General features: G+C 71.8%; 21 protein-coding genes and 1 pseudogene. 10 read left to right on the forward strand and 12 right to left on the reverse strand.

What is annotated here, in order from left to right; translation table 11 throughout:
- Positions 1 to 149: 149 nt before the first annotated feature.
- On the forward strand, positions 150 to 1625 hold the full coding sequence (gene cycA, locus QIS99_RS03370; RefSeq protein WP_282510215.1) for a D-serine/D-alanine/glycine transporter: 1476 nt from the start codon (positions 150 to 152) through the stop codon (positions 1623 to 1625).
- On the opposite strand, the gene QIS99_RS03375 is transcribed toward cycA, so the two are convergent.
- The 4 genes from QIS99_RS03375 to QIS99_RS03390 all read right to left on the reverse strand — a co-directional run bounded on the left by QIS99_RS03375 (position 1615) and on the right by QIS99_RS03390 (position 6339).
- Entirely contained in the window at positions 1615 to 3159 is a 1545-nt protein-coding gene (locus QIS99_RS03375; RefSeq protein ID WP_282510217.1) for an NCS1 family nucleobase:cation symporter-1, read from the reverse strand. The genes cycA and QIS99_RS03375 overlap by 11 nt on opposite strands.
- Positions 3160 to 3240: 81 nt before the next feature.
- Complete coding sequence (locus tag QIS99_RS03380; protein ID WP_282510219.1) at positions 3241 to 3888, reverse strand: hypothetical protein; 648 nt, start codon at positions 3886 to 3888, stop codon at positions 3241 to 3243.
- 213 nt (positions 3889 to 4101) lie between these two features.
- A complete protein-coding gene (locus tag QIS99_RS03385; protein WP_282510221.1) occupies positions 4102 to 5157 on the reverse strand; it encodes a lipoyl protein ligase domain-containing protein in 1056 nt (351 codons plus the stop codon).
- A gap of 168 nt (positions 5158 to 5325) precedes the next feature.
- Positions 5326 to 6339 (reverse strand): TIGR02569 family protein, encoded by a 1014-nt coding sequence (locus tag QIS99_RS03390; protein ID WP_282510223.1) that lies wholly within the window; start codon positions 6337 to 6339, stop codon positions 5326 to 5328.
- A gap of 313 nt (positions 6340 to 6652) precedes the next feature.
- Between QIS99_RS03390 and QIS99_RS03395 the strand changes: the two genes are divergently transcribed.
- The 4 genes from QIS99_RS03395 to QIS99_RS03410 all read left to right on the forward strand — a co-directional run bounded on the left by QIS99_RS03395 (position 6653) and on the right by QIS99_RS03410 (position 12519).
- Complete coding sequence (locus QIS99_RS03395; protein WP_282510766.1) at positions 6653 to 8458, forward strand: gamma-glutamyltransferase family protein; 1806 nt, start codon at positions 6653 to 6655, stop codon at positions 8456 to 8458.
- A gap of 112 nt (positions 8459 to 8570) precedes the next feature.
- Positions 8571 to 9407, forward strand: coding sequence for an inositol monophosphatase family protein (locus QIS99_RS03400; RefSeq protein ID WP_282510225.1), 837 nt, complete (start codon positions 8571 to 8573; stop codon positions 9405 to 9407).
- 873 nt (positions 9408 to 10280) lie between these two features.
- The gene (locus QIS99_RS03405) at positions 10281 to 11705 is read left to right on the forward strand and encodes a phytoene desaturase family protein (protein WP_282510227.1); all 1425 of its coding nucleotides are present in this window, start codon (positions 10281 to 10283) and stop codon (positions 11703 to 11705) included.
- A gap of 301 nt (positions 11706 to 12006) precedes the next feature.
- Entirely contained in the window at positions 12007 to 12519 is a 513-nt protein-coding gene (locus QIS99_RS03410; RefSeq protein WP_282510229.1) for an O-acetyl-ADP-ribose deacetylase, read from the forward strand.
- A 137-nt stretch (positions 12520 to 12656) separates the two neighbouring features.
- Here the strand turns inward: QIS99_RS03410 and QIS99_RS03415 are convergent, their stop codons facing one another.
- On the reverse strand, positions 12657 to 13331 hold the full coding sequence (locus tag QIS99_RS03415; RefSeq protein ID WP_282510231.1) for a helix-turn-helix domain-containing protein: 675 nt from the start codon (positions 13329 to 13331) through the stop codon (positions 12657 to 12659).
- Between the two features lie 299 nt (positions 13332 to 13630).
- Here QIS99_RS03415 and QIS99_RS03420 point away from each other — a divergent pair, with 299 nt between their 5' ends.
- The 4 genes from QIS99_RS03420 (at position 13631) to QIS99_RS03435 (ending at position 17971) form a co-directional block, all read left to right on the forward strand.
- Positions 13631 to 15070, forward strand: a complete 1440-nt coding sequence (locus QIS99_RS03420) for an NCS2 family permease (protein ID WP_282510233.1) — start codon at positions 13631 to 13633, stop codon at positions 15068 to 15070.
- A gap of 160 nt (positions 15071 to 15230) precedes the next feature.
- The gene (locus QIS99_RS03425) at positions 15231 to 16709 is read left to right on the forward strand and encodes an AlkA N-terminal domain-containing protein (RefSeq protein ID WP_282510768.1); all 1479 of its coding nucleotides are present in this window, start codon (positions 15231 to 15233) and stop codon (positions 16707 to 16709) included.
- 10 nt (positions 16710 to 16719) lie between these two features.
- On the forward strand, positions 16720 to 17223 hold the full coding sequence (locus tag QIS99_RS03430) for a methylated-DNA--[protein]-cysteine S-methyltransferase (protein ID WP_282510235.1): 504 nt from the start codon (positions 16720 to 16722) through the stop codon (positions 17221 to 17223).
- Between the two features lie 55 nt (positions 17224 to 17278).
- Positions 17279 to 17971 carry a hypothetical protein gene (locus QIS99_RS03435; protein WP_282510237.1) on the forward strand — a complete coding sequence of 231 codons (693 nt, stop codon included), beginning with the start codon at positions 17279 to 17281 and terminating at the stop codon, positions 17969 to 17971.
- A 97-nt stretch (positions 17972 to 18068) separates the two neighbouring features.
- Here the strand turns inward: QIS99_RS03435 and QIS99_RS32275 are convergent.
- The 3 genes and pseudogenes from QIS99_RS32275 to QIS99_RS03450 all read right to left on the reverse strand — a co-directional run.
- A pseudogene (locus QIS99_RS32275) lies at positions 18069 to 18185 on the reverse strand (NAD-dependent deacetylase); the annotation flags it as partial.
- A gap of 238 nt (positions 18186 to 18423) precedes the next feature.
- Positions 18424 to 18852, reverse strand: a complete 429-nt coding sequence (locus QIS99_RS03445; protein WP_282510770.1) for an NUDIX domain-containing protein — start codon at positions 18850 to 18852, stop codon at positions 18424 to 18426.
- Between the two features lie 97 nt (positions 18853 to 18949).
- A complete protein-coding gene (locus QIS99_RS03450; RefSeq protein ID WP_282510239.1) occupies positions 18950 to 20041 on the reverse strand; it encodes an ADP-ribosylglycohydrolase family protein in 1092 nt (363 codons plus the stop codon).
- Between the two features lie 278 nt (positions 20042 to 20319).
- Between QIS99_RS03450 and QIS99_RS03455 the strand changes: the two genes are divergently transcribed.
- Positions 20320 to 21498: a glycerate kinase gene (locus QIS99_RS03455; RefSeq protein ID WP_408909470.1), complete on the forward strand. Its 1179-nt coding sequence runs from the start codon at positions 20320 to 20322 to the stop codon at positions 21496 to 21498.
- A gap of 128 nt (positions 21499 to 21626) precedes the next feature.
- Here the strand turns inward: QIS99_RS03455 and pssA are convergent, their stop codons facing one another.
- From pssA to QIS99_RS03475, 4 genes are all read right to left on the reverse strand, one after another.
- Complete coding sequence (pssA, locus tag QIS99_RS03460; protein ID WP_282510774.1) at positions 21627 to 22451, reverse strand: CDP-diacylglycerol--serine O-phosphatidyltransferase; 825 nt, start codon at positions 22449 to 22451, stop codon at positions 21627 to 21629.
- A gap of 22 nt (positions 22452 to 22473) precedes the next feature.
- Positions 22474 to 23130, reverse strand: a complete 657-nt coding sequence (locus QIS99_RS03465; RefSeq protein ID WP_282510241.1) for a phosphatidylserine decarboxylase — start codon at positions 23128 to 23130, stop codon at positions 22474 to 22476.
- Between the two features lie 171 nt (positions 23131 to 23301).
- A complete protein-coding gene (locus tag QIS99_RS03470; protein ID WP_282510242.1) occupies positions 23302 to 24507 on the reverse strand; it encodes an acyl-CoA dehydrogenase family protein in 1206 nt (401 codons plus the stop codon).
- A gap of 2 nt (positions 24508 to 24509) precedes the next feature.
- On the reverse strand, positions 24510 to 25022 hold the full coding sequence (locus QIS99_RS03475; protein WP_282510243.1) for a MaoC family dehydratase: 513 nt from the start codon (positions 25020 to 25022) through the stop codon (positions 24510 to 24512).
- Between the last annotated feature and the right edge of the window lie 6 nt (positions 25023 to 25028).

The raw sequence follows: 25028 nt of genomic DNA on the forward strand, positions 1-25028 counted from the left end.
TTCCTTGCTTTCCCCTGCTTTCTCCAGGCCCGAGCGGCCTCCAGGCCCGAGCGGCCTCAAGGTCCGTCCCCGGCGGGCCGAACTCCCCTGTGGAACGAGTGTGTAAAGTGCGCGCGCCCGCACGTGCGCGAGATCAGTGAGGTTCGTCCATGCACGACAGCAGTGACGCCGGTTCGACCGCCACGGCGGTGTCCGGTGGCGGCGGCGGTTCCGGTACGAAGGGCGCCCCGCCCGCGTCCGGTGAAGGGCCGCAGCTCGACCGGCAGTTGTCCAACCGGCACATCCAGCTCATCGCGATCGGCGGTGCGATCGGAACCGGCCTCTTCATGGGCTCGGGCAAGACGATCTCGCTCGCCGGGCCCTCGGTGATCTTCGTCTACATGATCATCGGCGCGATGCTGTTCTTCGTCATGCGCGCCATGGGCGAACTGCTCCTGTCCGACCTGCGCTACAAGTCGTTCGCCGACTTCGCCTCCGACCTCCTCGGTCCGTGTGCGGGATTCTTCACCGGCTGGACGTACTGGTTCTGCTGGATCGTGACCGGCATTGCCGATGTCGTGGCTATTTCCGGATATGTCGCTTACTGGTGGGACGGGGCACCGCTGTGGATCCCCGCGCTCGCGGCGGTCGTGGTGCTCATCGGGCTCAACCTGCCCACGGTGAAGGCGTTCGGTGAGACCGAGTTCTGGTTCGCGCTGATCAAGATCGTCGCGATCGTCTCGCTGATCGTCGTCGGCCTCGTCATGGTGTTCAAGGGCTTCGAGTCCACCAGCGGCGCCACCGCGAGCTTCGCCAACCTCTGGAACGACGGCGGCTTCTTCCCGACCGGGCCCATGGGCTTCGTGGCCGGCTTCCAGATCGCCACCTTCGCGTTCGTCGGCATCGAGCTGGTCGGCACCACCGCCGCCGAGACCAAGGACCCGGAGAAGAACCTCCCGAAGGCCATCAACTCGATCCCCGTGCGCGTGATGCTCTTCTACGTCGTCGCGCTCGTCGTGATCATCTCGGTCACGCCCTGGCGGGAGATCAGCGCGGACCGCAGCCCGTTCGTCGTGATGTTCACGCTCGCCGGTCTCGCCGTCGCCGCCTCCGTGATCAACTTCGTGGTGCTCACCTCCGCCACCTCGTCCGCCAACTCCGGCATCTACTCCACCTCCCGGATGGTGTACGGCCTGGCCCACGAGGGCGACGCACCCGCCTCGTTCGGCAGGCTGAGCTCCCGCAAGGTGCCGGTGAACGCGCTGCTGCTCTCCGGGGTCTTCCTGCTCGGCGGGGTCGTCATGGTCGCGATCGGCGGCTCGATCATCGAGGCGTTCACGCTGGTGACGACGATCTCCTCGGTGTGCTTCATGTTCATCTGGACGATGATCCTGATCAGCTACCTCGTGTACCGCAAGCGCCGCCCGCACCTGCACGAGGCGTCGAAGTTCAAGATGCCCGGCGGCATCTTCATGTGCTACGTGGTGTTCGCGTTCTTCGCGTTCCTGATCTGGGCGTTCACCCAGAAGTCGGACACCCTGCAGGCGCTCCTCGTCACCCCGGTCTGGTTCCTCGTCCTCGGCGTCGCGTGGCTGGCGATGGGGCGGAGCCGGGCGCGTCGCGAGAAGGCCGAGGTCACGTCGTAACAGCGGGTTCCGGCCGGCGGCTGGTGGCGGCGTACAGCACGAGCGCCGTCACCAGGCCGACCGCCCAGCCGTAGTCGGCCAGCGGCCGCAGCAACGGGATCAGGCCGTCCTCGGGGAACGGGCCCTTGCCGGGCGCGGAGTGCGAACCGCCCACCGCGAGCAGCCCGCCCGCACCGAAGGCCAGCAGGGCCCGCCAGTTCCAGCCGCCCGTGTACCAGTACGGGCCGTGCCGGTCGTACAGCCCGGCCAGGTCGAGAGCCGTACGGCGGACGATCCAGTAGTCCGCGATCATCACCCCGGCCACCGCACCGAGCAGCCCGCCGACCACGCCGAGCCACGTGAAGATGTACAACTCGGGCGTCGCGGTCAGCTTCCACGGCATCACCAGGACCCCGACGACCCCCGTGACGATCGCCCCCGTACGGAAGTTGATCACCTTCGGCAGCAGATTCGACAGGTCGTACGCGGGCGACACCACGTTCGCCGCGATGTTCACGGAAATCGTCGCGATCAGCACCGTCACCAGGGCGAACAGCAGCCCGAAGACGTTGTCGGTCTTCGCCGCGAGCTGTACCGGGTCCCAGACCGGCACCCCGTACACGACCTGCGAGCCGGACGTGACGAGGACGGAGAGCAGCGCGAACGCCGTCATCGTCGTCGGCAGGCCGAGCGACTGGCCCCAGACCTGCGCCCGCTGGCCCCTGCCGAAGCGGGTGAAGTCGGGGATGTTCAGGGACAGCGTCGACCAGAAGCCGATCATCCCCATCAGCGCGGGGAAGAACACCGGCCAGAAGTCCTCGCCCCAGCCCAGCTTCGACGGCTGGTCGAGCAGCGGGCCGAAGCCGCCGGCCTGCACCGTGATCCACACGAGCAGCACCACGGCGCCGACGAGGACGAACGGCGCCGCCCAGTTCTCGAACCGCCGCAGGGTCTGCATCCCCCGGTAGATGATGGCCAGTTCAAGCGCCCAGAAGATCACGAAGCAGAGCCACAGCGTCCACGGGTGGCCACCGATCTCGGTGGCCGTGGTCCAGCCGCCGAACACCTTCCCGAGCAGCAGGAAGATGCCCTGCCCGCCGATCCACGTCTGGATACCGAACCAGCAGCAGGCCACCGCGGCGCGGATCAGCGCGGGCAGATTGGCGCCCCGAAGGCCGAACGAGGCGCGCACGACGACCGGGAACGGAATGCCGTACTTCGGCCCCGCGTGCCCGGTGAGCAGCATCGGAAGCAGCACGATCACATTGGCGAGCGCGATGACGAGGACCGCCTGCTTCCAGTCCATGCCGAGCGCGACGAGGCCCGAGGCGAGCGTCCAGGACGGGATGTTGTGGGCCATGCCGATCCACAGCGCCGTGTAGTTGTACACGCCCCAGGTGCGGCGCTCCATCGGCACCGGCAGCAGGTCGCCGTTGGCGAACCGGGGATCGTCCAGGGCCACACCCTCGGTGAGCGACACCCGGCCGTCGGGGTGCGTGCGCTGGGTGCGGGGCGCCGCGCTCGGCCCCGGCGCGGAAGGAACCGTCGAGCCCATCGTGCCCTCCCTCTGCTGCGGGTGGGGGCGGACTTTACCGGCCACGGGGCGGGAACGGAGCCCTCCTGCGCGGCCCGGAACCTACCGTTCGCGCGGTTCGCCCAGCGCTTCGACCGCCGCCCGCGCCGCCCGTTCCGCCCCGTCCCGCACCGTCTCGGCCTTCGGCGCGGACTGCGTCTCGAAGTCGCTGCCGTTGTACGTGACCGTCACGACGGCGTTGTGGGACCGGACGACCAGCTTCGCCTCGCGGCTCTGCTGGCCGTCCTTCTCGCTCAGCTCCATGAGGACGGCGGCCTGCTCGCCGAGTCCGGCCACCGCCTCGGCGGATCCTTCCGTGCGCGCCGCGTACGCCGAGCGCGCGGCCGCCGCCGACTCCCGCACGTCGTAGCCGACGTCCAGCCAGCGGTAGTCGTACCCCTTCAGCGCGCTCCACGAGCAGGTGCGGCGGCGCCCCGGATCGGTCAGCCGCAGCTCCTTGCCGCCGCGGTCCGCGCCGGGCACGAGCTCCTCGACCGTGCCGGACCGCAGCACGTCGCAGGGCGCGGGCGGCTTCCCGTATGTCGCCTCCGCCTCCGCCTCCGCCTCGGCCTCGGCGGCCTTGGGCTCGGCGGCGACCGCGGGACGGTTCTCCGTCGGCGCGTACGGGCCGCTCGTCCAGGCCCAGCCGGCCGTGGCCAGGGCTGCGACGGGCAGCAGCCGCGCGGCGAGCAGCAGCGGCAGGGAACGCACGGTCGGTCCTCCTCGTGCGGCGGGATCCGGTCGGTGGTGAGCCGTGTCGGTCACTGAGCCGTGCCGGGTCTCATTGAGGCGTGTCGGTGAGGCGTGAGGGACGAGAGTGCCATACGGGACGCGGTACGGGACAGGGGCGTCCGCGCATGCCGCGTAGCGACACAGCAACGAGAGAGAAGGCAGGAAACCTCGGGCTTCAGCCCGAGGAGCAGGTCACGGCACGCGGCCGGTCCACTCCGGCGTCGAGAACTTCATACGGGCCAGATGCTGGGCCGTGGCCAGTTCGTCCTCCGTGACCTGGCCCGCGGTGAGGCCGTGCCGGGAGCGGAACGAGTCGATCATGCGGTCGATGACGGCCTCGCGCGGCAGGCCGGTCTGCCGCCGCAGCGGGTCGACGCGCTTCCCGGCGCTCTTCGTGCCCTTGTCGGAGAGCTTCTCGCGGCCGATCCGCAGCACCTCGACCATCTTGTCGGCGTCGATGTCGTACGCCATCGTCACGTGGTGCAGGACCGCACCGTCCCCGCCGGCCACCCGCTTCTGCGCGGCGCCCGCGATCTTCCCGGCGTCCGTGGCGATGTCGTTCAGCGGCTGGTACCAGGCCTTGACGCCCATGTCGCCGAGCGCGCCGAGCACCCAGTCGTCGAGGTAGGCGTAACTGTCCGCGAACGACAGGCCCTGCACCAGGGCCTCCGGCACGGACAGCGAGTACGTGATGGTGTTGCCCGGCTCGCAGAACATCGCGCCGCCGCCGCTGATCCGCCGCACCACTTCGACACCGTGGCGCCGCGCGCCCTCCGCGTCGACCTCGTTGCGCAGCGACTGGAAGCTGCCGATCACCACCGCCGGCGCCGCCCACTCCCAGACGCGCAGCGTCGGCGGCCGCAGACCGGCCGCCACCTCGGCGGTGATCACCTCGTCGAGGGCCATGTGCAGGGCGGGGGACTGCGGGCCCTCGTGGATCAACTGCCAGTCGTAGTCCGTCCAGTCCGTGGCGTGCGCGAGCGCCCGTCGTACGGCGACGCCGACGCCCTCCGGGGTCAGCCCGTACATCACCGTGCCGTCCGGCAGGGCCGCGTCGATCCGGGCGGCCAGGCCCGCCGCGTCGGTGTCCCAGGGCGCGCCCTCCAGGGACTGGCTCAACGCGAGGAAGGCGTCGTCGGGTTCGAGGAAGAAGTCCCCGGCGACGCGTACGTGCCGCAGCGCGCCGTCCTCCACCTCCAGGTCCACGACGACGAGCTTGCCGCCCGGGATCTTGTACTCACCGTGCACTGCGCCCTCCTGGGGTGAACGGGTGTAAATCGTACTGCTCGTGGACGGGGCGCGCCGTGGGCGTCCTGGGCACCCCCGGGGCGGCGCACCGGCGCGCGAGAACCGTCACCGCGGTGCGAAAACGCACCGCACGCGCGTGCCGAGACCGTGCCCGCGCGTGCGGCCCCTTCAGGACGACGAGGAGTCCGACGGCGCGCGCTCTGCGTCTGGCTCAGCCTCCGGCTGCTGCGGCTCGCTGAGGGGTTCGCTGTGCGGCTCGCTGAGGAGTGCCTTCCGTGCCTCGCCGGGGTTCGGCCAGCGGCCGTCGAGGACCAGGTCGATCACCGGCCGGTACGCCGTCTCCAGGTCACGGTCCAGGCGCTCGTGCGTGGCGATGCGGAACAGCAGCGCCCGGACGAGGAGTTGGCGCCAGTGCGGCAGATGCGCCCAGCGGTCGAGCACGCCCGGCTCGGCCCCGTGCCGGCTCAGCGCGTCCACGACGGCCACGGCGGCGGCCCAGCCAGGCGGGCGCCAGTACGCGGGCCAGTCGATGATCGCGGGCGGCAGTCCGTCGGCGTCGGCGAACAGCACGTTGCCGAGCAGGTCGCCGTGGACCACCTGCGAGGCGTCGTCGGGCAGTGGGGTGCGGGCGGCGAGCAGCGGGGCGGCCAGGTCGAACTCCCGCGCCGGTACGCCCTGTTCGGCGGCAACCGCCTCGGCGGAGCCCGCCGCGTACCCCCAGGAGAACCGGTCGGCCCGCGTCCACGGGTCGTCCCGCTCGTCCAGGAAGGCCGGGCGCGGCAGTTCGGCGAGGGCCGCGTGGAAGGCCCGGCCGACACGTACGACGTCGTCCACGCGGCGCTCGTCGGCGGTGCCCGGCACCAGGCGCCAGGCCTCCCAGCCGCCCGCCGTCCAGGTGCCGTCCATGGAGCGCACGGGCGGCGCCACCCGGAACTCCTCGGACCGCGGCAGGGCGTTGAGGGTGTTGGCCCGCCAGGCGGTCTCGGTGCGCAGGCCGGTCCGCTTCAGGACGATGCCGTCCGCGCACCAGGTGCCGCCCTGGCCGCCGGGCAGCGGCCGGGCCGGGCCCTCGGAGCCGAAGGCGGCGAGCACGGCCCGGTCGGGCGGCTCCTGCCGGGGCACGGCCGAGATCGAGCTGACGTTATTAGAGGAATTGGGGCTATTTGGTCGGATCGCGAACATGGCGCGGAGCGTAGCGGCGATCATGTCCCGCCGCTTCGCGTTCCGCCTCGGCGTGGCGCAGGGAGCCCGCCCGAGGCTCGCGTACGGGGGAGTTGGAGCCGGGACCGGCCGGGGCTGCGACAGCCTCCCGATGGCCACCCTCCGGACGGGCGTGGGCGTCGGCACGCTCGCCGACGGCCGACCGGTGCGCGCCGCCGACGGCAGCCACCCCGAGGCCGGACCCGCCCCCGATGACGAAGGTGCGTGCACCTACCACCGTTCGCGCCATGAGGTTGGATGGGGCGGCCGACGCACGCGAACACGGAGGTCAGACATGGAGTTCACGACCCGCCCCACCCTGCAGGGCACCTTCGGCATGGTGGCGTCCACGCACTGGCTCGCCTCGCAGAGCGCGATGGCCGTTCTGGAGGACGGCGGCAACGCCTATGACGCCGCCGTGGCCGCCGGGTTCGTGCTGCATGTCGTCGAGCCGCACCTCAACGGGCCCGCCGGAGAAGTGCCGATCATCCTCGCGCCCGCAGGCGGCCACGCGCGCGTGCTGTGCGGGCAGGGGCCCGCGCCGGCCGGGGCGAGCGTCGGCCACTACCGCTCCCTCGGCCTCGAACTCGTCCCCGGCACCGGCCCGTTGGCCGCCGCCGTGCCCGGCGCCTTCGACGCCTGGATGCTGCTGCTCCGCGACCACGGCACCAAGTCCCTGCCCCAGGTGCTGCGGTACGCGATCGGGTACGCGGACGACGGGCACGCGCCCGTGGAGCGGATCGGCGCGACCGTCGACACCGTGCGCCCCCTCTTCGAGAACGAACCCGAATGGGCCTCCTCCGCCGACGTCTACCTGCCCGGCGGCCGCTCCCCGCGCCCCGGCGAGCTGTTCCGCAACCCCGCACTCGCCGCGACCTGGCGCCGCCTGCTCGCCGAGGCCGCGCACGCCGACCGCGAGACGGAGATCGAGAACGCCCGCGAGATCTGGCGCACCGGCTTCATCGCCGAGGCCCTGCTGCGCCAGTCCGCCCGCCCCACCCTCGACACCAGCGGCGAGCGCCACCCCGGCACCCTCACCGCCGCCGACCTCGCCGCGTACCGCGCGTCCTACGAGGCGCCCGTCACGTACGACTGGAACGGCTGGACCCTGTGCAAGGCCGGCGGCTGGAGCCAGGGGCCCGCGTTTCTGCAGCAGCTCGCCCTGCTGCCCGAGGACCCGCGCGAGCTGCCCGAGCCCGGCACGGCGGCGTACGTCCACCGGCTCGTCGAGGGCTGCAAGCTGGCGATGGCGGACCGGGAGGCCTGGTACGGGGACGCCGCCGAGGTGCCGCTCGACGCGCTCCTTTCGGCCGCGTACAACGCCGAGCGGCGGGCGCTCATGGGCGAGCGGGCCTCGCACGAGCTGCGGTCCGGCAGCCCCGAGGGGCGCACCGTGCGTCTGGCCGCCGCCGCTGCGACCGTGCTGGACGGGGAGTACGCGATGGGCACCCCGGTCGCGGGCGCGGGCGAGCCGACCGTCGCGCGCGACGGGCACACGCGCGGCGACACCTGCCACCTCGACGTCGTAGACCGCTGGGGCAACATGGTCGCGGCCACGCCCAGCGGCGGCTGGCTGCACTCCAACCCGGTCGTGCCCGAACTGGGCTTCCCGCTCGGCACCCGGCTCCAGATGGCCTGGCTCGAACCCGGACTCCCCAACTCCCTGACGCCAGGCCGCCGTCCGCGCACCACGCTCACCCCGTCCCTCGCCCTGCGCGACGGCGAAGCCGTGCTCGCCTTCGGCACGCCGGGCGGCGACCAGCAGGACCAGTGGCAGCTGCACTTCTTCCTCGCCGTCGCCCTGCGTGACCGGGTGCGCGGCGGGCTCGACCTGCAGGGCGCGATCGACGCCCCGAACTGGCACACCGACGCCTTCCCCGGCTCGTTCTTCCCGCGCGGTATGCGGCCGGGCAGCGTGACGGTCGAGTCGCGGCTCGGCGCCGAGGTGATCGCCGGGCTGCGGGAGCGCGGCCACGACGTCACCGTGGGCGAGCCGTGGTCGGAGGGGCGCCTGTGCGCGGTGGCCCGCGATCCCCGTACGGGCGTCCTCTCGGCGGCGGCGAACCCGCGCGGGATGCAGGGCTACGCGGTCGGACGGTGACCGTGCGTGACCGCGTGCGCGGTGTCGTGCGGGATCCGAGCGTTCACCGGGATTCAAGGCGCCGTCCACCAGCCGGGTGGGGGTTGTCAGTGTCGCGTGATGTGATGGACACATGATCGAAGACCTCGAAGGTTTCCTCGACACCGGCCTGACCGACGTCGAGGAGGCCGTCCGCAAGGCCGCCGCGGCCGAGGTGATGCCGCGCTTCCGTCAACTCGCCACCCACGAGATCGACGAGAAGAACGGCCCGCACGACCTCGTCACGGTCGCCGACCGCCGCGCCGAGGAGCACCTCACCGAGTCGCTCACGGCCCTGCTTCCCGGCTCCGTGGTGGTCGGCGAGGAAGGTGTGCACGCCGACCCGTCGAAGCTGGACGCGCTGCACGGCGACGCCCCGGTGTGGATCGTCGACCCGGTCGACGGCACCCGGCAGTTCGTCCACGGCGACCCCGGTTTCTGCACGCTCGTCGCGCTCGCCCGGCGCGGCGAGGTCCTCGCCTCGTGGACGTACGCCCCGGCGCTCGAAGAGCTCGCCGTCGCCGTCCGCGGCCGCGGCGCGCACCTCGGCGACCGGGTGCTGCGGCCGGGCGCGCCCGAGCCGGGACACGTCCTCGAAGTGGCCATGTCCCACCCGGACTTCACCACCGACGAGCAGAAGCACGCCCTCCTCGGCCTCGACGCGGACGGGGTGCACGGCCGGCCGTGCGGCTCGGCCGGCCTGGAGTACCTGGCGATAGCGAAGGGCGAGGTGGACGCGGTCGCGTTCTCCTGGGAGAACGCCTGGGACCATGCGGCCGGGCTGCTCCTCGTGGCCGAGGCTGGCGGCACCAACCGCACGCTCGCGGGCGAACCGTTCCGCATCGTCGGCGGGAACGCCCTGCCGTTCGCGGCGGGCCGGGACGAGGGGACGGTGGAGCGGGTGCTCAGCCTGCTGCGGGCCGGAGCCTGACCTGCGGTGAACCGCGGTGCGGGAGCGTGCAGTTGAGTCGCTAGGCCCGGTCTTCAAACTCCCGCCTGCCCCGCGACGCCATGCACGCACTCTCGCCGCACCGGGCACATGCCCAAGTACGTCCAGTACGAGGGCATCTGCCCGGCACGCCGAGAGCACGCACCTGACGCCGCGGGGCCGCCCTTCGGGCGACGACGGGAGCTTGAAGACAGGGCCTAGCACCTCGAACTCGCCCACCGCGCCCACGGTGGGCCACCGCCCGGGCTCCCGCGGCAGCTGCACCATGTCCACGAAACCCACGATGGGCAGGCCGAGTTCGACGAAGAGACCGGTGACACCGGGGCCCCACGGAACCGCCCGGACCGTCCCGCTCAGGCGCAGGCCCTTTGGCAGCGGGCCGGTGGTGATCCGCGTAAAGGCCCGGTCCCCTTGAGTTCTAGTGGTCGTCGTGGGGCGATCGGCCGGAAGGCCGTACGTCGCCTCGTAGACGCCGACGCAGAGCGGGCCGAACTCCCCGCGGAGCCAGGCGATTTCGGAGCGGTCGGCGGCCCGGACGGCGGCTCCGATCCGAACCGGCGAACGGCGGCTCGCGGTCGAGGTGTTCCGCCAAGACCTGCGGAGCCTGCGGCCGTTGCAGGCCCGCCTCGAACGACGCGTGCCGCAGCACCGCCCCCGAGCCGTCGCACTCGAACCAGTGGTGCGTGGCGGTGCGCGTGTCCAAGCAGGAAGTCCAGTGCGGCATCGGGCGAAGGCTACCCGCGGCGGCGTTGTCAGTGCCCCGGCCTATCCTGGGCAGCACCGGCCACTGGTTCCCGGACTCGACCGAACCGGCGGAGCAGTGGGCCGGCCACCGGCTGACAAAGGAGTCCGAAGGTGCCGTCGATGCTCGATGCCGTCGTCGTGGGTGCGGGGCCCAACGGCCTGACCGCCGCCGTCGAGCTGGCCCGGCGCGGCTTCTCGGTGGCCGTGTTCGAGGCCGAGGGGACGGTCGGCGGGGGCGCCCGCACGGCAGAGCTCACCCTCCCCGGCTTCCGGCACGACCCGTGCTCCGCCGTGCACCCCCTGGGCATCGGCTCCCCCGCCTTCTCCCGCCTGCCCCTCGGGCGGTACGGCCTGGAGTGGCTGCACGCACCGCTGCCGATGGCCCACCCGCTCCCCGACGGCTCGGCGGCCGTCCTGTCCCGCTCCGTCGCCGAGACGGCCCTGTCGTTCGGCCCGCGCGACGCGGGTGCGTACCGCCGCCTCGTCGCGCCCTTCATCGGCAAGTGGGACACGCTCGTACGGGACTTCATGTCGCTGCCGTCCACCGCGCTGCCCCGCGACCCGGTCACCCTCGCGCGCTTCGGCCTCGCCGGGCTCGTGCCGTCCACGTGGCTGATGGCCCAGCGGTTCCGGGACGAGCGGGCCAAGGCGCTGTTCGCCGGGCTCGTCGCGCATGTCGTCGCCCCGCTGGGCGGCCCCGCCACCGCGGCCGTGGGCCTGGTCTTCGCGCTCGCCGCCCACGAGCGCGGCTGGCCCGTCGCGAAGGGCGGCTCGCAGTCCGTCTCCGACGCGCTCGCCGCGTACCTGCGCGATCTGGGCGGCGCGGTGCACACCGACTTCGAGGTGAAGCGCCTGGACGACCTGCCGCCCGCCCGCGCCTACGTCTTCGACACGGCGCCCACGGCCCTCGCCCGCATCGCGGGCCTCGGCCAGGCATACGACGGATACCGGTACGGGGCGAGCGTATTCAAGATCGACTACGCGCTCGACGGTCCGGTGCCGTGGACCGCGGAGGCGGCGCGCCGCGCGGGCACCGTCCAGGTCGGGGCGAGCAAGGCCGAGATCGGCGCCGCGCTCGACGCCGCCTCCCGCGAACGGCGCGCCCCCGACCGCCCGTTCCTCATCACCGCCCAGCCGAGCCTGGCCGACCCGAGCCGCGCCCCCGAGGGCAAGCACGCGTTCTGGGCGTACGGGCATGTGCCCAACGGCTGGGAGGGGGACCTCACGGACGCCGTGGAGCGGCAGCTGGAGCGGTTCGCGCCCGGCTTCCGCGACCGGATCCTCGCCCGCGCCACGGCCGGCCCGCCCCAACTCGCCGCGCACAACGCCAACTACATCGGCGGGGACATCGCCTGCGGCGCGGCCTCCGGGCTCCAACTGCTGCTGCGCCCCAAGCTGTCGCTGTTCCCGTACAACACACCGCACCCTGCGGTCTTCCTCTGCTCCCAGGCGAGCCCGCCGGGGCCGGGGGTGCATGGGATGTCGGGTCACAATGCGGCGAAGGCGGTGTGGAGGCGGTTGCGGGTGCCCCGATAGGGGCGGCGCGGGGGAACTGCGCGAGCCATACGTGACGGTCCCCTCCGGCCGTCGGTCCGCACCGGCCGATGGTCCGTACCGGCCGATGGTCCGTACCGGCCGACGGTCCGTACCGGCCGACGGTCCGTACCGGCCGATGGTGCTGATCGGGCGACGGTGCTGATCGGGCGGACGCGTCTGCCGGGTGCGCGTCATCGGCGGGTGCGGCTCTCGCCGTGGCCGTGGCCGGTCGCACCCGCGGCGGAGCCGCAGATGTCACAGCCCGCGCCCTGCCGGGGTCCCGCCGCGCATCATGGGGCGTATGAGCACCCACCTCACCCTCGTCCAGGGCGACATCACCCAGCAGTCCGTCGACGCGATCGTCAACGCCGCCAACTCCTCGCTCCTCGGCGGAGGAGGGGTCGACGGGGCCATTCACCGGCGCGGGGGACCGGAGATCCTCGACGCCTGCCGGGACCTGCGCGCCTCGCACTACGGCAAGGGGCTGCCGACCGGGCAGGCCGTGGCCACCACCGCCGGTCGGCTCGACGCCCGCTGGGTGATCCACACCGTGGGCCCGCGCTACTCCGCCGACACGGACCGCTCCGACCTGCTCGCCTCCTGCTACCGCGCATCCTTGCGGGTGGCCGACGAGTTGGGGGCCCGTACCGTCGCGTTCCCCGCCGTGTCCGCCGGGATCTACGGCTGGCCGATGGACGACGCCGCGCGGATCGCCGTGGAGACGGTGCGGGGCACGGACACGGCGGTCGAGGAGGTCAGATTCGTCCTCTTCGACGAGCGGGCGTACGAGGCGTTCACCGCGCAGCTCGGCTGACAGCCGAGGGCCGACGGCACGACCTGCCGCTGACGCAGGCCGGACAGGGCCCGGCGGGAGACGGCGGAAGACGGCGGGAGGCAGCGGGAGGCGGCGGGAGGCGGCGGAAGACGGCGTGAGACGGCAGGAGACAGCCTCTACCGCTCCAGCCCGTCCCAGAAGTGATCCACGATGCTGTCGAGGTAGAGCCGACCCGCCTCGCCCGCGGCCGAGTTGGCGCTGGCGCGCATCAACGTCGCGGCCATCAGGGTCTGATACTCGTCGTGCATGGCCCGCAGCGGTTCCTTCAGCTCGCGGCGGTCCCGGGAGAGCAGCCTGGCGATGTCCTTGATGTGGGCCTGCCAGCGGGTGGAGACCGCCTCGGTGAGCAGCCGCGCCAGCTCCCCCTCCAGGCCCGTGACGGCGATCAGGTCGCGCGGGGCCAGGCCGAGGACGGCGCCGAGCTTGGCGGACTGCTGCGCATCCCCGCTCCAGCGCCCCTCGGCCTCCATTCGCGCGTAGGCCTCGCGCGCGAGGCCGGTGGCGTCGGCGACGTCGTCCGCGGCGATCCCGCGGGCGAGGCGGTGTTCGTGCAGCGTCCGCGGCCGGCCCATGAGCTCGGCGGGGGAGCACCACAAGGCACCGGCGAGCGCGTTGAGTTCGTGCGCTGTGGGCGCGGCGACGCCCCGTTCCCACGCGGTGATGTGGTCGGGCGTGATGTGGGTCATTCCGTACGAGGCGCTCATGCCGTACGCGACATGGCCGGGGGCCATTCCGAGTTTCTCGCGCAGGGTCCGGGCGGCGCGCGCGTTGAAGGGGATCGGTGGATGCACGGACAGAGAGTAGGCGCTCACGGACCGCGACCGCAGGGGCGCTGTCGCCTGCGTCCGGATTTGGTGGAGTAGATCCATGGCGATTTTGTAGGAAAGGACATAGTGATCACTTCTTGGGTGCCGGGCCCGAGTTCCGCTGTTTCCCATCGGAATTGAGAACTCCGTCACGCCGCGTATGATCCTCGCGCGAGGTGCCGCATGTATGTTCGTACGACGACCTGACGTGCGACTGCCGTGGCACCTGACAAGCCTCAAATCCCCCGAAACGCCTCACATGTGCAGGTCCAGGAGACGCAGTCATGCAGACAAGGACGGGGCCGGCAGCGCCGCCCGCCAGATCCGGTGGCCCCTTCGACCGGTTCTTCCGTATCAGCGAGCGCGGCTCGACGCTCGCCCGGGAGATACGCGGCGGCGTCGCCACGTTCTTCACCATGGCGTACATCCTGGTGCTGAACCCCATCATCCTGGGCAGCGCCAAGGACAAGTTCGGCGAGCAGCTCGACCCCACTCAACTCGCCACCGCCACCACGATGGTGGCCGCGATGATGACGATCATCATGGGCGTCGGCGGCAATCTGCCGCTCGCCCTCGCGGCGGGCCTCGGCCTGAACGCGGTCGTCGCCTTCCAGATCGCCCCGCTGATGAGCTGGGACGACGCGATGGGCCTCGTCGTCCTCGAAGGCGTCCTGATCTGCATCCTGGTGCTGACCGGTCTGCGGCAGGCCGTCATGCACGCCATCCCGCAGGCGCTCAAGCAGGCCATCAGCGTCGGCATCGGCCTGTTCATCGCGTTCATCGGCTTCGTCGACGCCGGGTTCGTGACCCGTGTCCCGGACGCCGCCAACAGCACCGTGCCCGTGCAGCTCGGCTCCGGCAGCCTCGTCGGCTGGCCGATGCTGGTGTTCTGCCTCGGCGTGCTCCTGACCGTCGTGCTGCTCGCCCGCAAGGTCACCGGCGCGATCCTGATCAGCATCGCCGTGATGACGGTCCTCTCGCTGATCATCAACTCGGTGGCCGACGTCAAGTCCTGGGGCCTGATCTCCCCGTCCCTGCCGGACAATCCGGTCGCCGCCCCGGACTTCGGGCTGCTCGGCCAGTTCGACGTGATCGGCGCCTTCGGCCAGGTCAGCGTCCTCACCGTGATCCTGCTGATCTTCACGCTGATCCTGTCCGACTTCTTCGACACGATGGGCACGATCGTCGGCGTCACCGCCGAGGCCGGGCTCCTCGACGAGCGCGGCCAGGTGCCCGACCTCGGCCGCGTCCTGCTCATCGACGGCGCCGCCGCGGTCGTCGGCGGCGCGTCCTCGTCCTCCTCGGCGACCACGTACGTCGAGTCCGCCGCGGGTGTCGGCGAGGGCGCGCGCACCGGCTTCGCCAGCGTGATCACCGGCGGCCTGTTCGCCGCCGCGCTCTTCCTCACCCCGGTCCTGACGATCGTGCCGCTGCAGGCCGCGTCCCCGGCCCTGGTCGCCGTCGGCTTCCTGATGATGACCCAGGTCAAGCACATCGACTGGGAGCGGTACGAGCTCGCCATCCCGGCCTTCCTCACCATTGCCGTGATGCCGATGACGTACTCGATCACCAACGGCATCGGCGCCGGCTTCGTCTCGTACGTCGTCATCAAGGCCTGCCTCGGCAAGGCCCGCGAGGTGCACTGGCTGCTCTGGGGCACCGCCGCCCTGTTCACCGTCTACTTCGCGATCGACCCGCTGGAGCAGCTGCTCGGCATGAAGTAGCCGCACACGCACCTTAAGGCCGTCGGGGCCCTGGCAGTCCGAGGTCGATGTCGGATTCTCGCCAGCCCCGGCGGCCTCGCTCGGTGAAGCTGTACGCATGCACACCGACGCCGTACGCACCCGCACCGACGCCGTACGCACCCGCACCGACGCCGTACGCATGTACACCGACAGCGAGAGCTGTGTACGCGCAGTCCAGGCGAAGGACGCGCGCTTCGACGGGGTGTTCTTCACGGCCGTCCTGACGACCGGGATCTACTGCCGCCCGAGCTGCCCCGTCGTACCGCCCAAGCCGCACAACATGCGGTTCCACCCGAGCGCCGCCGCCTGCCAGCAGGCCGGGTTCCGGGCCTGCAAGCGGTGTCGGCCCGACACCACGCCCGGCTCGCCGCAGTGGAACCACCGGGCCGACCTCGTCGCCCGCGCGATGCGGCTCGTCGCCGACGGGGTGGTGGACCGCGAGGGCGTCACCGGACTCGCCGCCCGCCTCGGCTACAGCACCCGGCAGGTGGAGCGCCAACTCCTCGCCGAACTCGGCGCCGGGCCGCTGGCCCTGGCCCGCGCGCAGCGCGCCCAGACCGCCCGCATCCTGATCGAGACCACCGAACTGCCCATGGCGCAGATCGCGTTCGCCGCCGGCTTCGCCTCGATCCGCACCTTCAACGACACGGTCCGCGAGGTGTACGCCCTGGCCCCCGGCGAACTCCGCACCCGGGCGGCCCGCACCCGGGACCGCACGGAGCCGGGCACCCCCGGCGTCCTCTCCCTCCGCCTCCCGTTCCGCGCCCCGCTCAACCCCGACAACCTCTTCGGCCACCTCGCCGCGACCGCCGTACCCGGAGTCGAGGAGTGGCGCGACGGCGCGTACCGCCGCACCCTGCGCCTGCCGCACGGCCCCGGCATCGTCGCCCTCACGCCCGGGCCCGAGCACATCGGCTGCCGGCTCGCCCTCACCGACCAGCGCGACCTCACCGTCGCCATCAGCCGCTGCCGCCGCCTGCTCGACCTGGACGCCGACCCGGTCGCCGTCGACGACCAGCTGCGCACCGACGAACTCCTCGCCCCGCTGGTCGACAAGGCCCCCGGCCGCCGGGTGCCGCGCACCGTCGACGAACCGGAGTTCGCCGTACGCGCCGTGCTGGGCCAGCAGGTGTCCACGGCCGCCGCCCGCACCCACGCCGCCCGGCTGGTCCTCGCCCACGGCGAACCGGTCGACGACCCCGAGGGGGGCCTCACCCACCTCTTCCCGTCGCCCGCCGCGCTCGCCGCCCTCGACCCCGAGTCCCTGGCCCTGCCCCGCAGCCGCCGCACCACCCTGACCCGGCTCGTACGCGAACTCGCCGACGGCGCCATCAAGTTGGGCCCCGACAGCGACTGGGACGAGGCCCGCGCCCGGCTCACCGAACTGCCCGGCTTCGGCCCCTGGACGGTCGAGGTCATCGCGATGCGCGCGCTCGGCGACCCGGACGCGTTCCTCCCCACGGACCTGGGCATCCGCCGCGCCGCCCAGAGCCTCGGCCTGCCCCACACTCCGGCCGCGTTCACGGCCCGCGCCGCGGCCTGGCGCCCCTGGCGGGCCTATGCGGTCCAGTACCTGTGGGCGACGGACGATCACCCGATCAACTCCCTGCCCGCGTAAGGAAGTTGCCATGACGACCACGCACGCTCACCTGGACGGCCCGTACGGGACGCTCACCCTCGTCGCCGTCGACGGCACGCTGTCCGGCCTCTACATGACGGAGCAGCGCCACCGCCCGCCCGAGGAGACCTTCGGCGCCCGCGTCACGCCCGACGAGGCCCCCTTCGCCGAGGCGGCCCGCCAACTCGGGGAGTACTTCGCGGGCGAGCGCCACACCTTCGACCTGCCGCTCCGCCTGGCAGGCACCCCCTTCCAACGCCGGGTCTGGGAGGGCCTGTCGACCATCCGGTACGGCGAGACCCGCACGTACGGCGAACTGGCCGCGCAGCTCGGCAAGCCGAACGCCTCCCGCGCCGTGGGCCTCGCCAACGGAAAGAATCCCATCGGCATCGTCGTCCCCTGCCACCGTGTCGTCGGCGCGAACGGCAGCCTCACGGGGTACGGAGGCGGACTCGACCGCAAGCGGCGGCTGCTTGAGCTGGAGCGGGGCGGGGTGCCGGAAGGGCTGTTCTGAGCGCGGGGTAGGGTCCGGCGCGGACCAGGCCCAACTCGGTGCGGAAGAGCGGACGATGACTATCACGGTGCGGCTGAGCAGGCGACTCAAGGACAAGAAGGAGGTCGAAGCCGACGACGGCGCATTGGTGTGGGAGCTCTGGGTGCGCACCTCAGCCCCCGAGAACCCTGCACCGGCCCAGCCCTACGCCTACGCGGAGCGGTTGCTTCCCCCGGGAGGCCTCAAGGAGTACCGCAAGTCCCGTGGCGACGGCGCTCGGCACTTCGTCCTCTGGGCAGACCGCCACCGGCAGCAGGCCCTCGCCCGCGTCGTCACCAGGCCCGCTCCCGAGGGCCAGGCGCCGACGTACGAGATCCTCGGCGCGGCAGGGGAGTCGCTGGCGGTCGTCACGCGGAAGCGTGCCCTCACGGGCGGGTGCAGGACCCGCTGGACCGTGCAGCAGGTGGGCGGGCAGCCGGCCGTCGGGCGCAAGGGGAATCCGTTCTGGTGGGCGGTCTGGTGGCTGATCCTGCCGATCCAGATCGTCATCGCGGTGGGCAGCATCATCGGCGGCGGCGACATCGCCCGCACCCCGCGCCGCATCAAGTGGCGCAGCGAGGGAAGAGGGGTCCTCGACTGGACGGACAACCTCAACCTCGCGGTGGCGGACCCCGGCCACTGGGACCCCCGTGTCACGGCCGGCCTCGTCACCCTCCTCAAGAGCTGGGACGGGATCCTGGGCGACTCCTGGGACAAGGAGAACGACTAGGCCGTCTCCTTCGGATCATGCCGGGGTCGCGGGGTCTGGAGCGCCTGCGCCGACCCCACCCGCGCGAGCAGCCCCGGCAGCGCCGTCCCGATCGGTGCACCTGCAGGCTCGTGCCGACCGCGAAGAACAGGTCGCAGCCCTTCGCGACGGCCATCGCGGCGCCGAGCACCTCCGGGTCGAGCCGGTCGCCGAACATCACCGTGGCCGACTTCAGCTGGGATCTTGCGAGGAACCCCGGTTGTTTACGACTCCGTTGGGGAATCCGCAAAACGGTTCTCGGGGCGGCTTCCTGCTCATGCGCCGAGCGTACGCAGCGCCACGCGCCGCCCGCGAGCGAATTCGGCACCGGACGCAGGCACCGGAGGCAGGCACCGGACGCAGGCACCGGAGGCAGGCACCGCACGCAGGCACCGCACGCCTGCACCGGACCTCAGCACCGGACGAGGGCCCCCTCAGCCCGCCGGTACCCCGTCCACCAGCTCCACCGGCCCCGTCCCCGACTCCAGCGCGGCGAGCGCTTCCCGTACGCGGCGGACCAGCCACGGCGGCCCGTACGCGTCCAGGTCCCCGGCGGCGACCAGGCGCCAGGAGTCCAGCTCCTCCTCCTGCAGCACGATCGCGTCCAGCTGCGCGCGGGACAGCACGCCGCCGTCGTACAGGTACGCGGCGATCGGTGGGCGGCCCGGGCCCGAGACCCAGTCGAGGGCGAGGAGAGGGCCGGGCGCGGCGTCCAGGCCGATCTCCTCCACCGTCTCGCGCCGGGCCGCGTCGCGCGGGGTCTCGCCGTCGTCCGACTCGATCGTGCCGCCGGGCAGCGCCCAGCCCTCGCGGTAGTTGGGCTCCAGGAGGAGCACCCGGCCCTCGGCGTCCCGGAACAGCATGGCGGCACCGGCGAGGATCTTCGGCAGGCCCGCGATGTACGTGGCGTAGTCGGCAGTCACGCCGTCGAGCGTATCCGCCCGCCCGCAGAGCCTCCGTTCAGCCCGACGTGGCCGCCGCCCGCGCCAACTCCACCGTCTCCGCCGCCAGTTCGCTGATCCGCGCCCCGTCCCGGCCGAACACCGCGCTGCGCACCCGGTCCGCGAGCGGGTCCGTCCACTGGGGCGGCAGCGCGGCCGCCCCGCAGCGCACGCCCGCGACCGTGCCGGCCGTGGCGCCGTTGGAGTCGGTGTCGAGGCCGCCTCGTACCGTCAGCGCGATGGTGCGGGTGAAGTCCCCGTCCCCGTAGAGGAGTCCGGCCGCGATGACCGCCGCGTTCGGGACCGTGTGGATCCAGCCGAGCCGCGCCGTGTCCTGCCCGACCGTGTCGAGGGTGTCCGCCCAGGCCAGGCCCGCCGTGTGCAGCGAAAGCACCCGGCGCACCGTACGCGCGAGGCGGCTGCCGCCCGGGATCACGCCCTGGGCCGCCTCAAGCACCGCCCGCGGATCCCGCGCCGTGAACGCCGCCGCCACCAGCGCCGCCGCCCACATCGCCCCGTACACCCCGTTCCCGGTGTGCGACAGCACCGCGTCCTTGCGGGCGAGCGCGGCCGCCCGGCGCGGCTGCCCGGGGCTGGTCAGGCCGAAGATGTCCGCGCGGATCAGCGCGCCGATCCACTCCTGGTACGGGTTGTCGAGGGTCGCGGTCAGCGGCGGCCGCAGCCCGTCCGCGAGATTGCGGTACGCGACCCGCTCGGCGGTGAACGTCTGCAGATACGGCAGCCGCAGCAGCCACAACTCGCCCACCTGCTCGGTCGTGAAGCCGAAGCCGTGCGCGGTCAGCAGGTCGAGGCCGAGGATCGTGTAGTCCACGTCGTCGTCCCGGCAGCTGCCGTCGATCCGGCCGCGCACGCAGCAGCGCCACTCGGGCCGCAGATCGGCCTCGTCGGCGGCGTCGGCCGGCTCGGGCAGGTAGTCGGTGAGCGGCAGCGCGCCGGTCCGCCGCAGATAGCGGTCGATACGCGGCCGCGTCCACGTCTCGCCCTGCTCCACCGGCTTGCCCAGCATGTTGCCCGCGATCCGGCCGAGCCAGCCGCCGTGGATCCGGTCGGCGACGTCCGGGGGCGGGGGCGGGTGCGCGACAGGGGTCATGCGTCCGGTGTACCCGAAATCCGGGCGCCGCCGCGCGCCCGACGCGGCACCGGTCCCGCGGTCCGTGGGGACCGGACAGGGGCCCGCATCCCGGTGCTCGTCCCCGTACTCGTCCCGTGCTCGTCCCCGTACTCCTCCCGCACTCGTCCCGCACTCCTCCCGTCTCGTACCGTCTCGTCGTACGGGCGGACATGGGCACAGACCCCCACCTGGAGATAGGGTCTCAGCGGCGCGACTGCCTTGACGCGAGCAAGGCCCGGAAAGCAAGGGGAACCAAGGTGGCGGACGCTGCAGTGACGGCGGAGTCGGAACGCGCGCAGGCGCGACGCGTGCTGATTGCCGCGGACAAGTTCAAGGGCTCGCTGACGGCCGTGCAGGTCGCGCAGCGAGTGACGGCGGGCCTGCGCCGGGTCGACCCCGAGGTGCGGGTCGAGGCCCTGCCGGTCGCCGACGGCGGTGACGGCACGGTGGCGGCCGCGGTCGCGGGCGGCTTCGAGCGCCGCGAGGTGACGGTGACCGGACCGCTCGGTACCGAGGTCACCGCGGCGTACGCGCTGCGCGGCGACACCGCCGTGGTGGAGATGGCCGAGGCCTCGGGCCTCCAGCTGCTCCCCGAGGGCGTCTTCGCCCCGCTCACGGCCACCACGTACGGCTCCGGCGAGCTGCTGCGCGCCGCCCTGGACGCCGGGGCCCGCACGATCGTCTTCGGCGTCGGCGGCAGTGCGACCACCGACGGCGGCGCCGGGATGCTGGCGGCGCTCGGTGCGACGTTCCTCGACGCGGACGGCGAGCCGGTCGCCCCCGGCGGCGGCCCGCTGCGCGACCTGGCCTCGGCCGACCTGTCCGGCCTCGACCCGCGCTTCGCCGAGGTCGACCTGATCCTCGCCAGCGACGTCGACAACCCGCTGACGGGCCCGAAGGGCGCCCCGGCGGTGTACGGCCCGCAGAAGGGCGCCACTGCGGACGACGTGGCCACGCTCGACGCGGCCCTCGCGCACTTCGCCGTCGTCCTGGAGAAGGCGGTCGGCCCGCGCGCCGCGGAGCACGCGAAGGCGCCGGGCGCGGGTGCTGCGGGCGGGATCGGGTACGGGGCCCTTGTCGGGCTCGGGGCGCGGTTCCGGGCCGGCATCGACGTGATGCTGGACGTGCTGGGCTTCGGTCCTGCGCTGGAGAGGGCCGACCTGGTCATCACGGGCGAGGGCTCCCTGGACGAGCAGACGCTGCACGGCAAGGCTCCGGCGGGGGTCGCTGCGGCGGCGCGGGCGGCGGGCGTCGAGGTCGTGGCGGTCTGCGGGCGCCTGCAGCTGTCCGAGGAGGCCCTGGTGAACGCCGGGATCTCGCGGGCGTACCCGCTGAGCCTGGTGGAGTCGGACGTCGCCCGGTGCATGACCGAGGCGGGGCCGATCCTGGAGCAGGTCGGTGAGCTGATCGGGCGCGAGCAGCTGGTAGCGGGCTGAGACCTTCTTTCTGCGGCACCTTCGGGGGCTCCGCCCCCGAAGGTGCCGCAGGCAAAGCGACAGGCAAAGCAAAAGGAGCCGGAACCACGGATGGTTCCGGCCCCTTCGCGCGCCGCAAGGGCGAAAAACTACGGCAGCTGCGACGCCGCCCGGGCCTCGCGCCGGTTGTCGCGGAAGTTGTTCACCCGGCGAGCCGTCGCGAACAGCGGAATCACCGCCCCGAGCACGAGCTGCAGCGCACACCCCGTCTGCAGCAGCAGCTGACCACCGGGAGCGTCGAACGCCCACGCCGTGAGCAGCCCCATGCTCAGCACGATCCACGACAGCATCGCCACGGCGAGGCGCCCCCGCGGCTTCGGGTACTCGACCCGGCTCACCATCAGCCACGCCGTACCGATGATCGCGAGGAGCGTCGCCACGAACGGCAGCTCCAGAAGCACGATCGAGACGACCGTCAGCGCCCCGAACGGCGACGGCATGCCCTGGAACGTGCCGTCCTTCACGGTCACGCACGAGAACCGCGCAAGCCGCAGCACCACCGCCAACAGCACCACGATCGCGCCCACCGCCGCGACCCGCTGGTACACCGTGTTGTCCGCGACCATGCCGTACACGAGCACGAAGTACGCGGGCGCAAGCCCGAAGCTGATCAGGTCGGAGAGGTTGTCCAGCTCCGCGCCCATCGGCGACGAGCGCAGCTTGCGGGCCACGAGGCCGTCGAAGAGGTCGAAGACGGCCGCGCACAGCATCAGGATCACCGCGGTGGCGGCGCTGTTGCGGGCCATGCCCGTCTCGTCACTGCCGGTGAGGTGCGGGATCAGGATGCCGGTGGTGGTGAAGTACACCGCCATGAAGCCGCAGGTGGCGTTCCCGAGGGTCAGGGTGTCCGCTATCGAGAGCCGCAGTGAGAGCGGCATCTCTTCCTCGGAGTCGTCCTCGTCGGCCTCGGGCACCCACCCGGCCTGTGTCTCCGGATCAATCACGGTCAATGCGAGTCACCCCAGCCACGGTCTGCTGACCGACCTCGACATCCACGTCGACGCCCTCGGGGAGGTAGATGTCGACGCGCGAGCCGAAGCGGATCAGGCCGATCCGCTCGCCCTGCTCCACCTTCGTGCCCTGCGGGACGTAGGGCACGATGCGCCGGGCCACGGCGCCCGCGATCTGCACCATCTCGATGTCGCCGAGCTCGGTGTCGAAGTGCCAGACAACGCGCTCGTTGTTCTCGCTCTCCTTGTTGAACGCCGGGACGAACCCGCCGGGGATGTGCTCCACGGACGTCACCGTGCCGGCCAGCGGCGCGCGGTTGACGTGGACGTTCAGCGGGCTCATGAAGATCGCGACGCGGGTGCGCCCGTCCTTCCACGGCATGATGCTCTGCACCACACCGTCGGCCGGGGAGATGACCCGGCCGGAGGCGATCTCGCGCTCCGGGTCGCGGAAGAACCACAGCATGCCCGCCGCCAGCGCGGTGGCGGGTACGGCGACGGCCTTGGCGGCGCCGGAGCGTCGCGCACGGGCCAGGCTGAGTGCCGCGGTGGCGACGGTCGGCAGGAGCCACGGCGATGCTCCGCGAGCAATGCGGCCGCCCAGGAGGCTGTCGCGTGGTGCAGAGGTTTGGCTGTGGGGCATGGATGACCTTCGTAGCGGATGATGCCGCGCAAGTGACGGGGGACGGCGGCTTTTCCGGGGATGCTATCGGTTGCGAGCCGCAACTGGGCAAGCCAGGAAGCCGAGTCGGCCGCCGAAGAGTGTTGACGGGGTGTGATCTTCCTCCCGAAGAAAACACCCCGAAAAGGACATTCAGCCCTGGAATCGATACTCTTCGAGCAGTCGACGACCAATGATCATTTTCTGGATCTCGGCGGTACCTTCGCCGATCAGCAGCATCGGGGCCTCCCGGTAGAGACGCTCGATCTCGTACTCCTTCGAGAAGCCGTATCCGCCATGGATACGGAACGCGTCCTCCACGACTTCTTTGCAGTATTCGGAGGCGAGGTACTTCGCCATCCCTGCCTCAAGGTCGTTTCGCTCCCCGGAGTCCTTTTTGCGTGCTGCGTTCACCATCATCGCATGCGCGGCCTCGACCTTGGTGGCCATCTCGGCCAGCTTGAACTGGATCGCCTGGTGCTGAGCGATCGGCTTGCCGAAAGTGTGGCGTTGTTGGGCATACGAGACACCCAACTCAAATGCACGCTGCGCGACTCCGCAGCCACGGGCAGCGACATTCACGCGGCCGACCTCGACGCCGTCCATCATTTGGTAAAACCCTCGGCCGGTGGTTCCACCGAGTACGCGATTGGCCGGAACTCGCAGGTCCTGCATGACCAGTTCGGTGGTGTCCACCCCCTTGTATCCCATTTTGTCGATCTTGCCGGGAATGGTGAGTCCGGGGCGGACCTCGCCGAAGCCGGGCTCCTTCTCGACGAGGAACGTCGTCATGGACTTGTGGGGGGCCGTGCCCTCCGGGTGGCCTTCGTCACTTCGGCAGAGAACGGCCACGAGCGTCGACGATCCGCCGTTCGTCAGCCACATCTTCTGACCGTTCAGGACGTACTCGTCGCCCTCCTTCACGCCCTTCGACGTGATCGCCGAAACGTCGGAGCCGAGCCCCGGCTCCGACATCGAGAACGCGCCACGCACCTCCCCGAGCGCCATCCGGGGCAGGAAGTAGTCCTTCTGCTCCTGCGTGCCGTGCTGCTTGAGCATGTACGCCACGATGAAGTGCGTGTTGATGATCCCGGACACGGACATCCAGCCGCGGGCGATCTCCTCCACGCACAGCGCGTACGTGAGCAGCGACTCGCCCAGACCGCCGTACTCCTCGGGGATCATCAGGCCGAACAGGCCCAACTCCTTGAGGCCGTCCACGATCTGCTGCGGGTACTCGTCCCGGTGCTCCAGCTCCGTGGCGACCGGAATGATCTCCTTGTCGACGAAGTCCCGGACGGTGGACAGGATCTCCTGCTGGACGTCGGTCAGTCCGGCGGTCTGCGCGAGTCGGCTCATGGCTACTTCTCCTGCTGCTTCAGCTCGGGGCGGCCGGGCTGCTCGCCGCCGCGCTCCTTGATGTACGTCTCGGTCGGGACCATGACCTTGCGGCGGAAGACGCAGACCAGGGTGCCGTCCTGCTTGTAGCCCTTGGTCTCGACGTGGACGATGCCGCGGTCGTTCTTCGACCTCGACGGGGTCTTGTCGAGGACCGTCGTCTCGCCGTAGATGGTGTCGCCGTGGAAGGTCGGCGCCACGTGCTTCAGCGACTCGATCTCCAGGTTGGCGATGGCCTTGCCGGAGACGTCCGGGACGGACATGCCGAGCAGGAGCGAGTAGATGTAGTTCCCGACGACGACGTTCTTGCCGAAGTCCGTCGTCTTCTCCGCATAGTTGGTGTCCATGTGGAGCGGGTGGTGGTTCATGGTGAGGAGGCAGAAGAGGTGGTCGTCGTACTCCGTGACCGTCTTCCCTGGCCAGTGCTTGTAGACCGCGCCGACCTCGAACTCCTCGTAGGTGCGTCCGAATTGCATGATGTC

Origin of the sequence: Streptomyces solicavernae (genome assembly GCF_029968095.1) — a bacterium.
GTDB classification, from domain to species: Bacteria; Actinomycetota; Actinomycetes; order Streptomycetales; family Streptomycetaceae; genus Streptomyces; species Streptomyces solicavernae.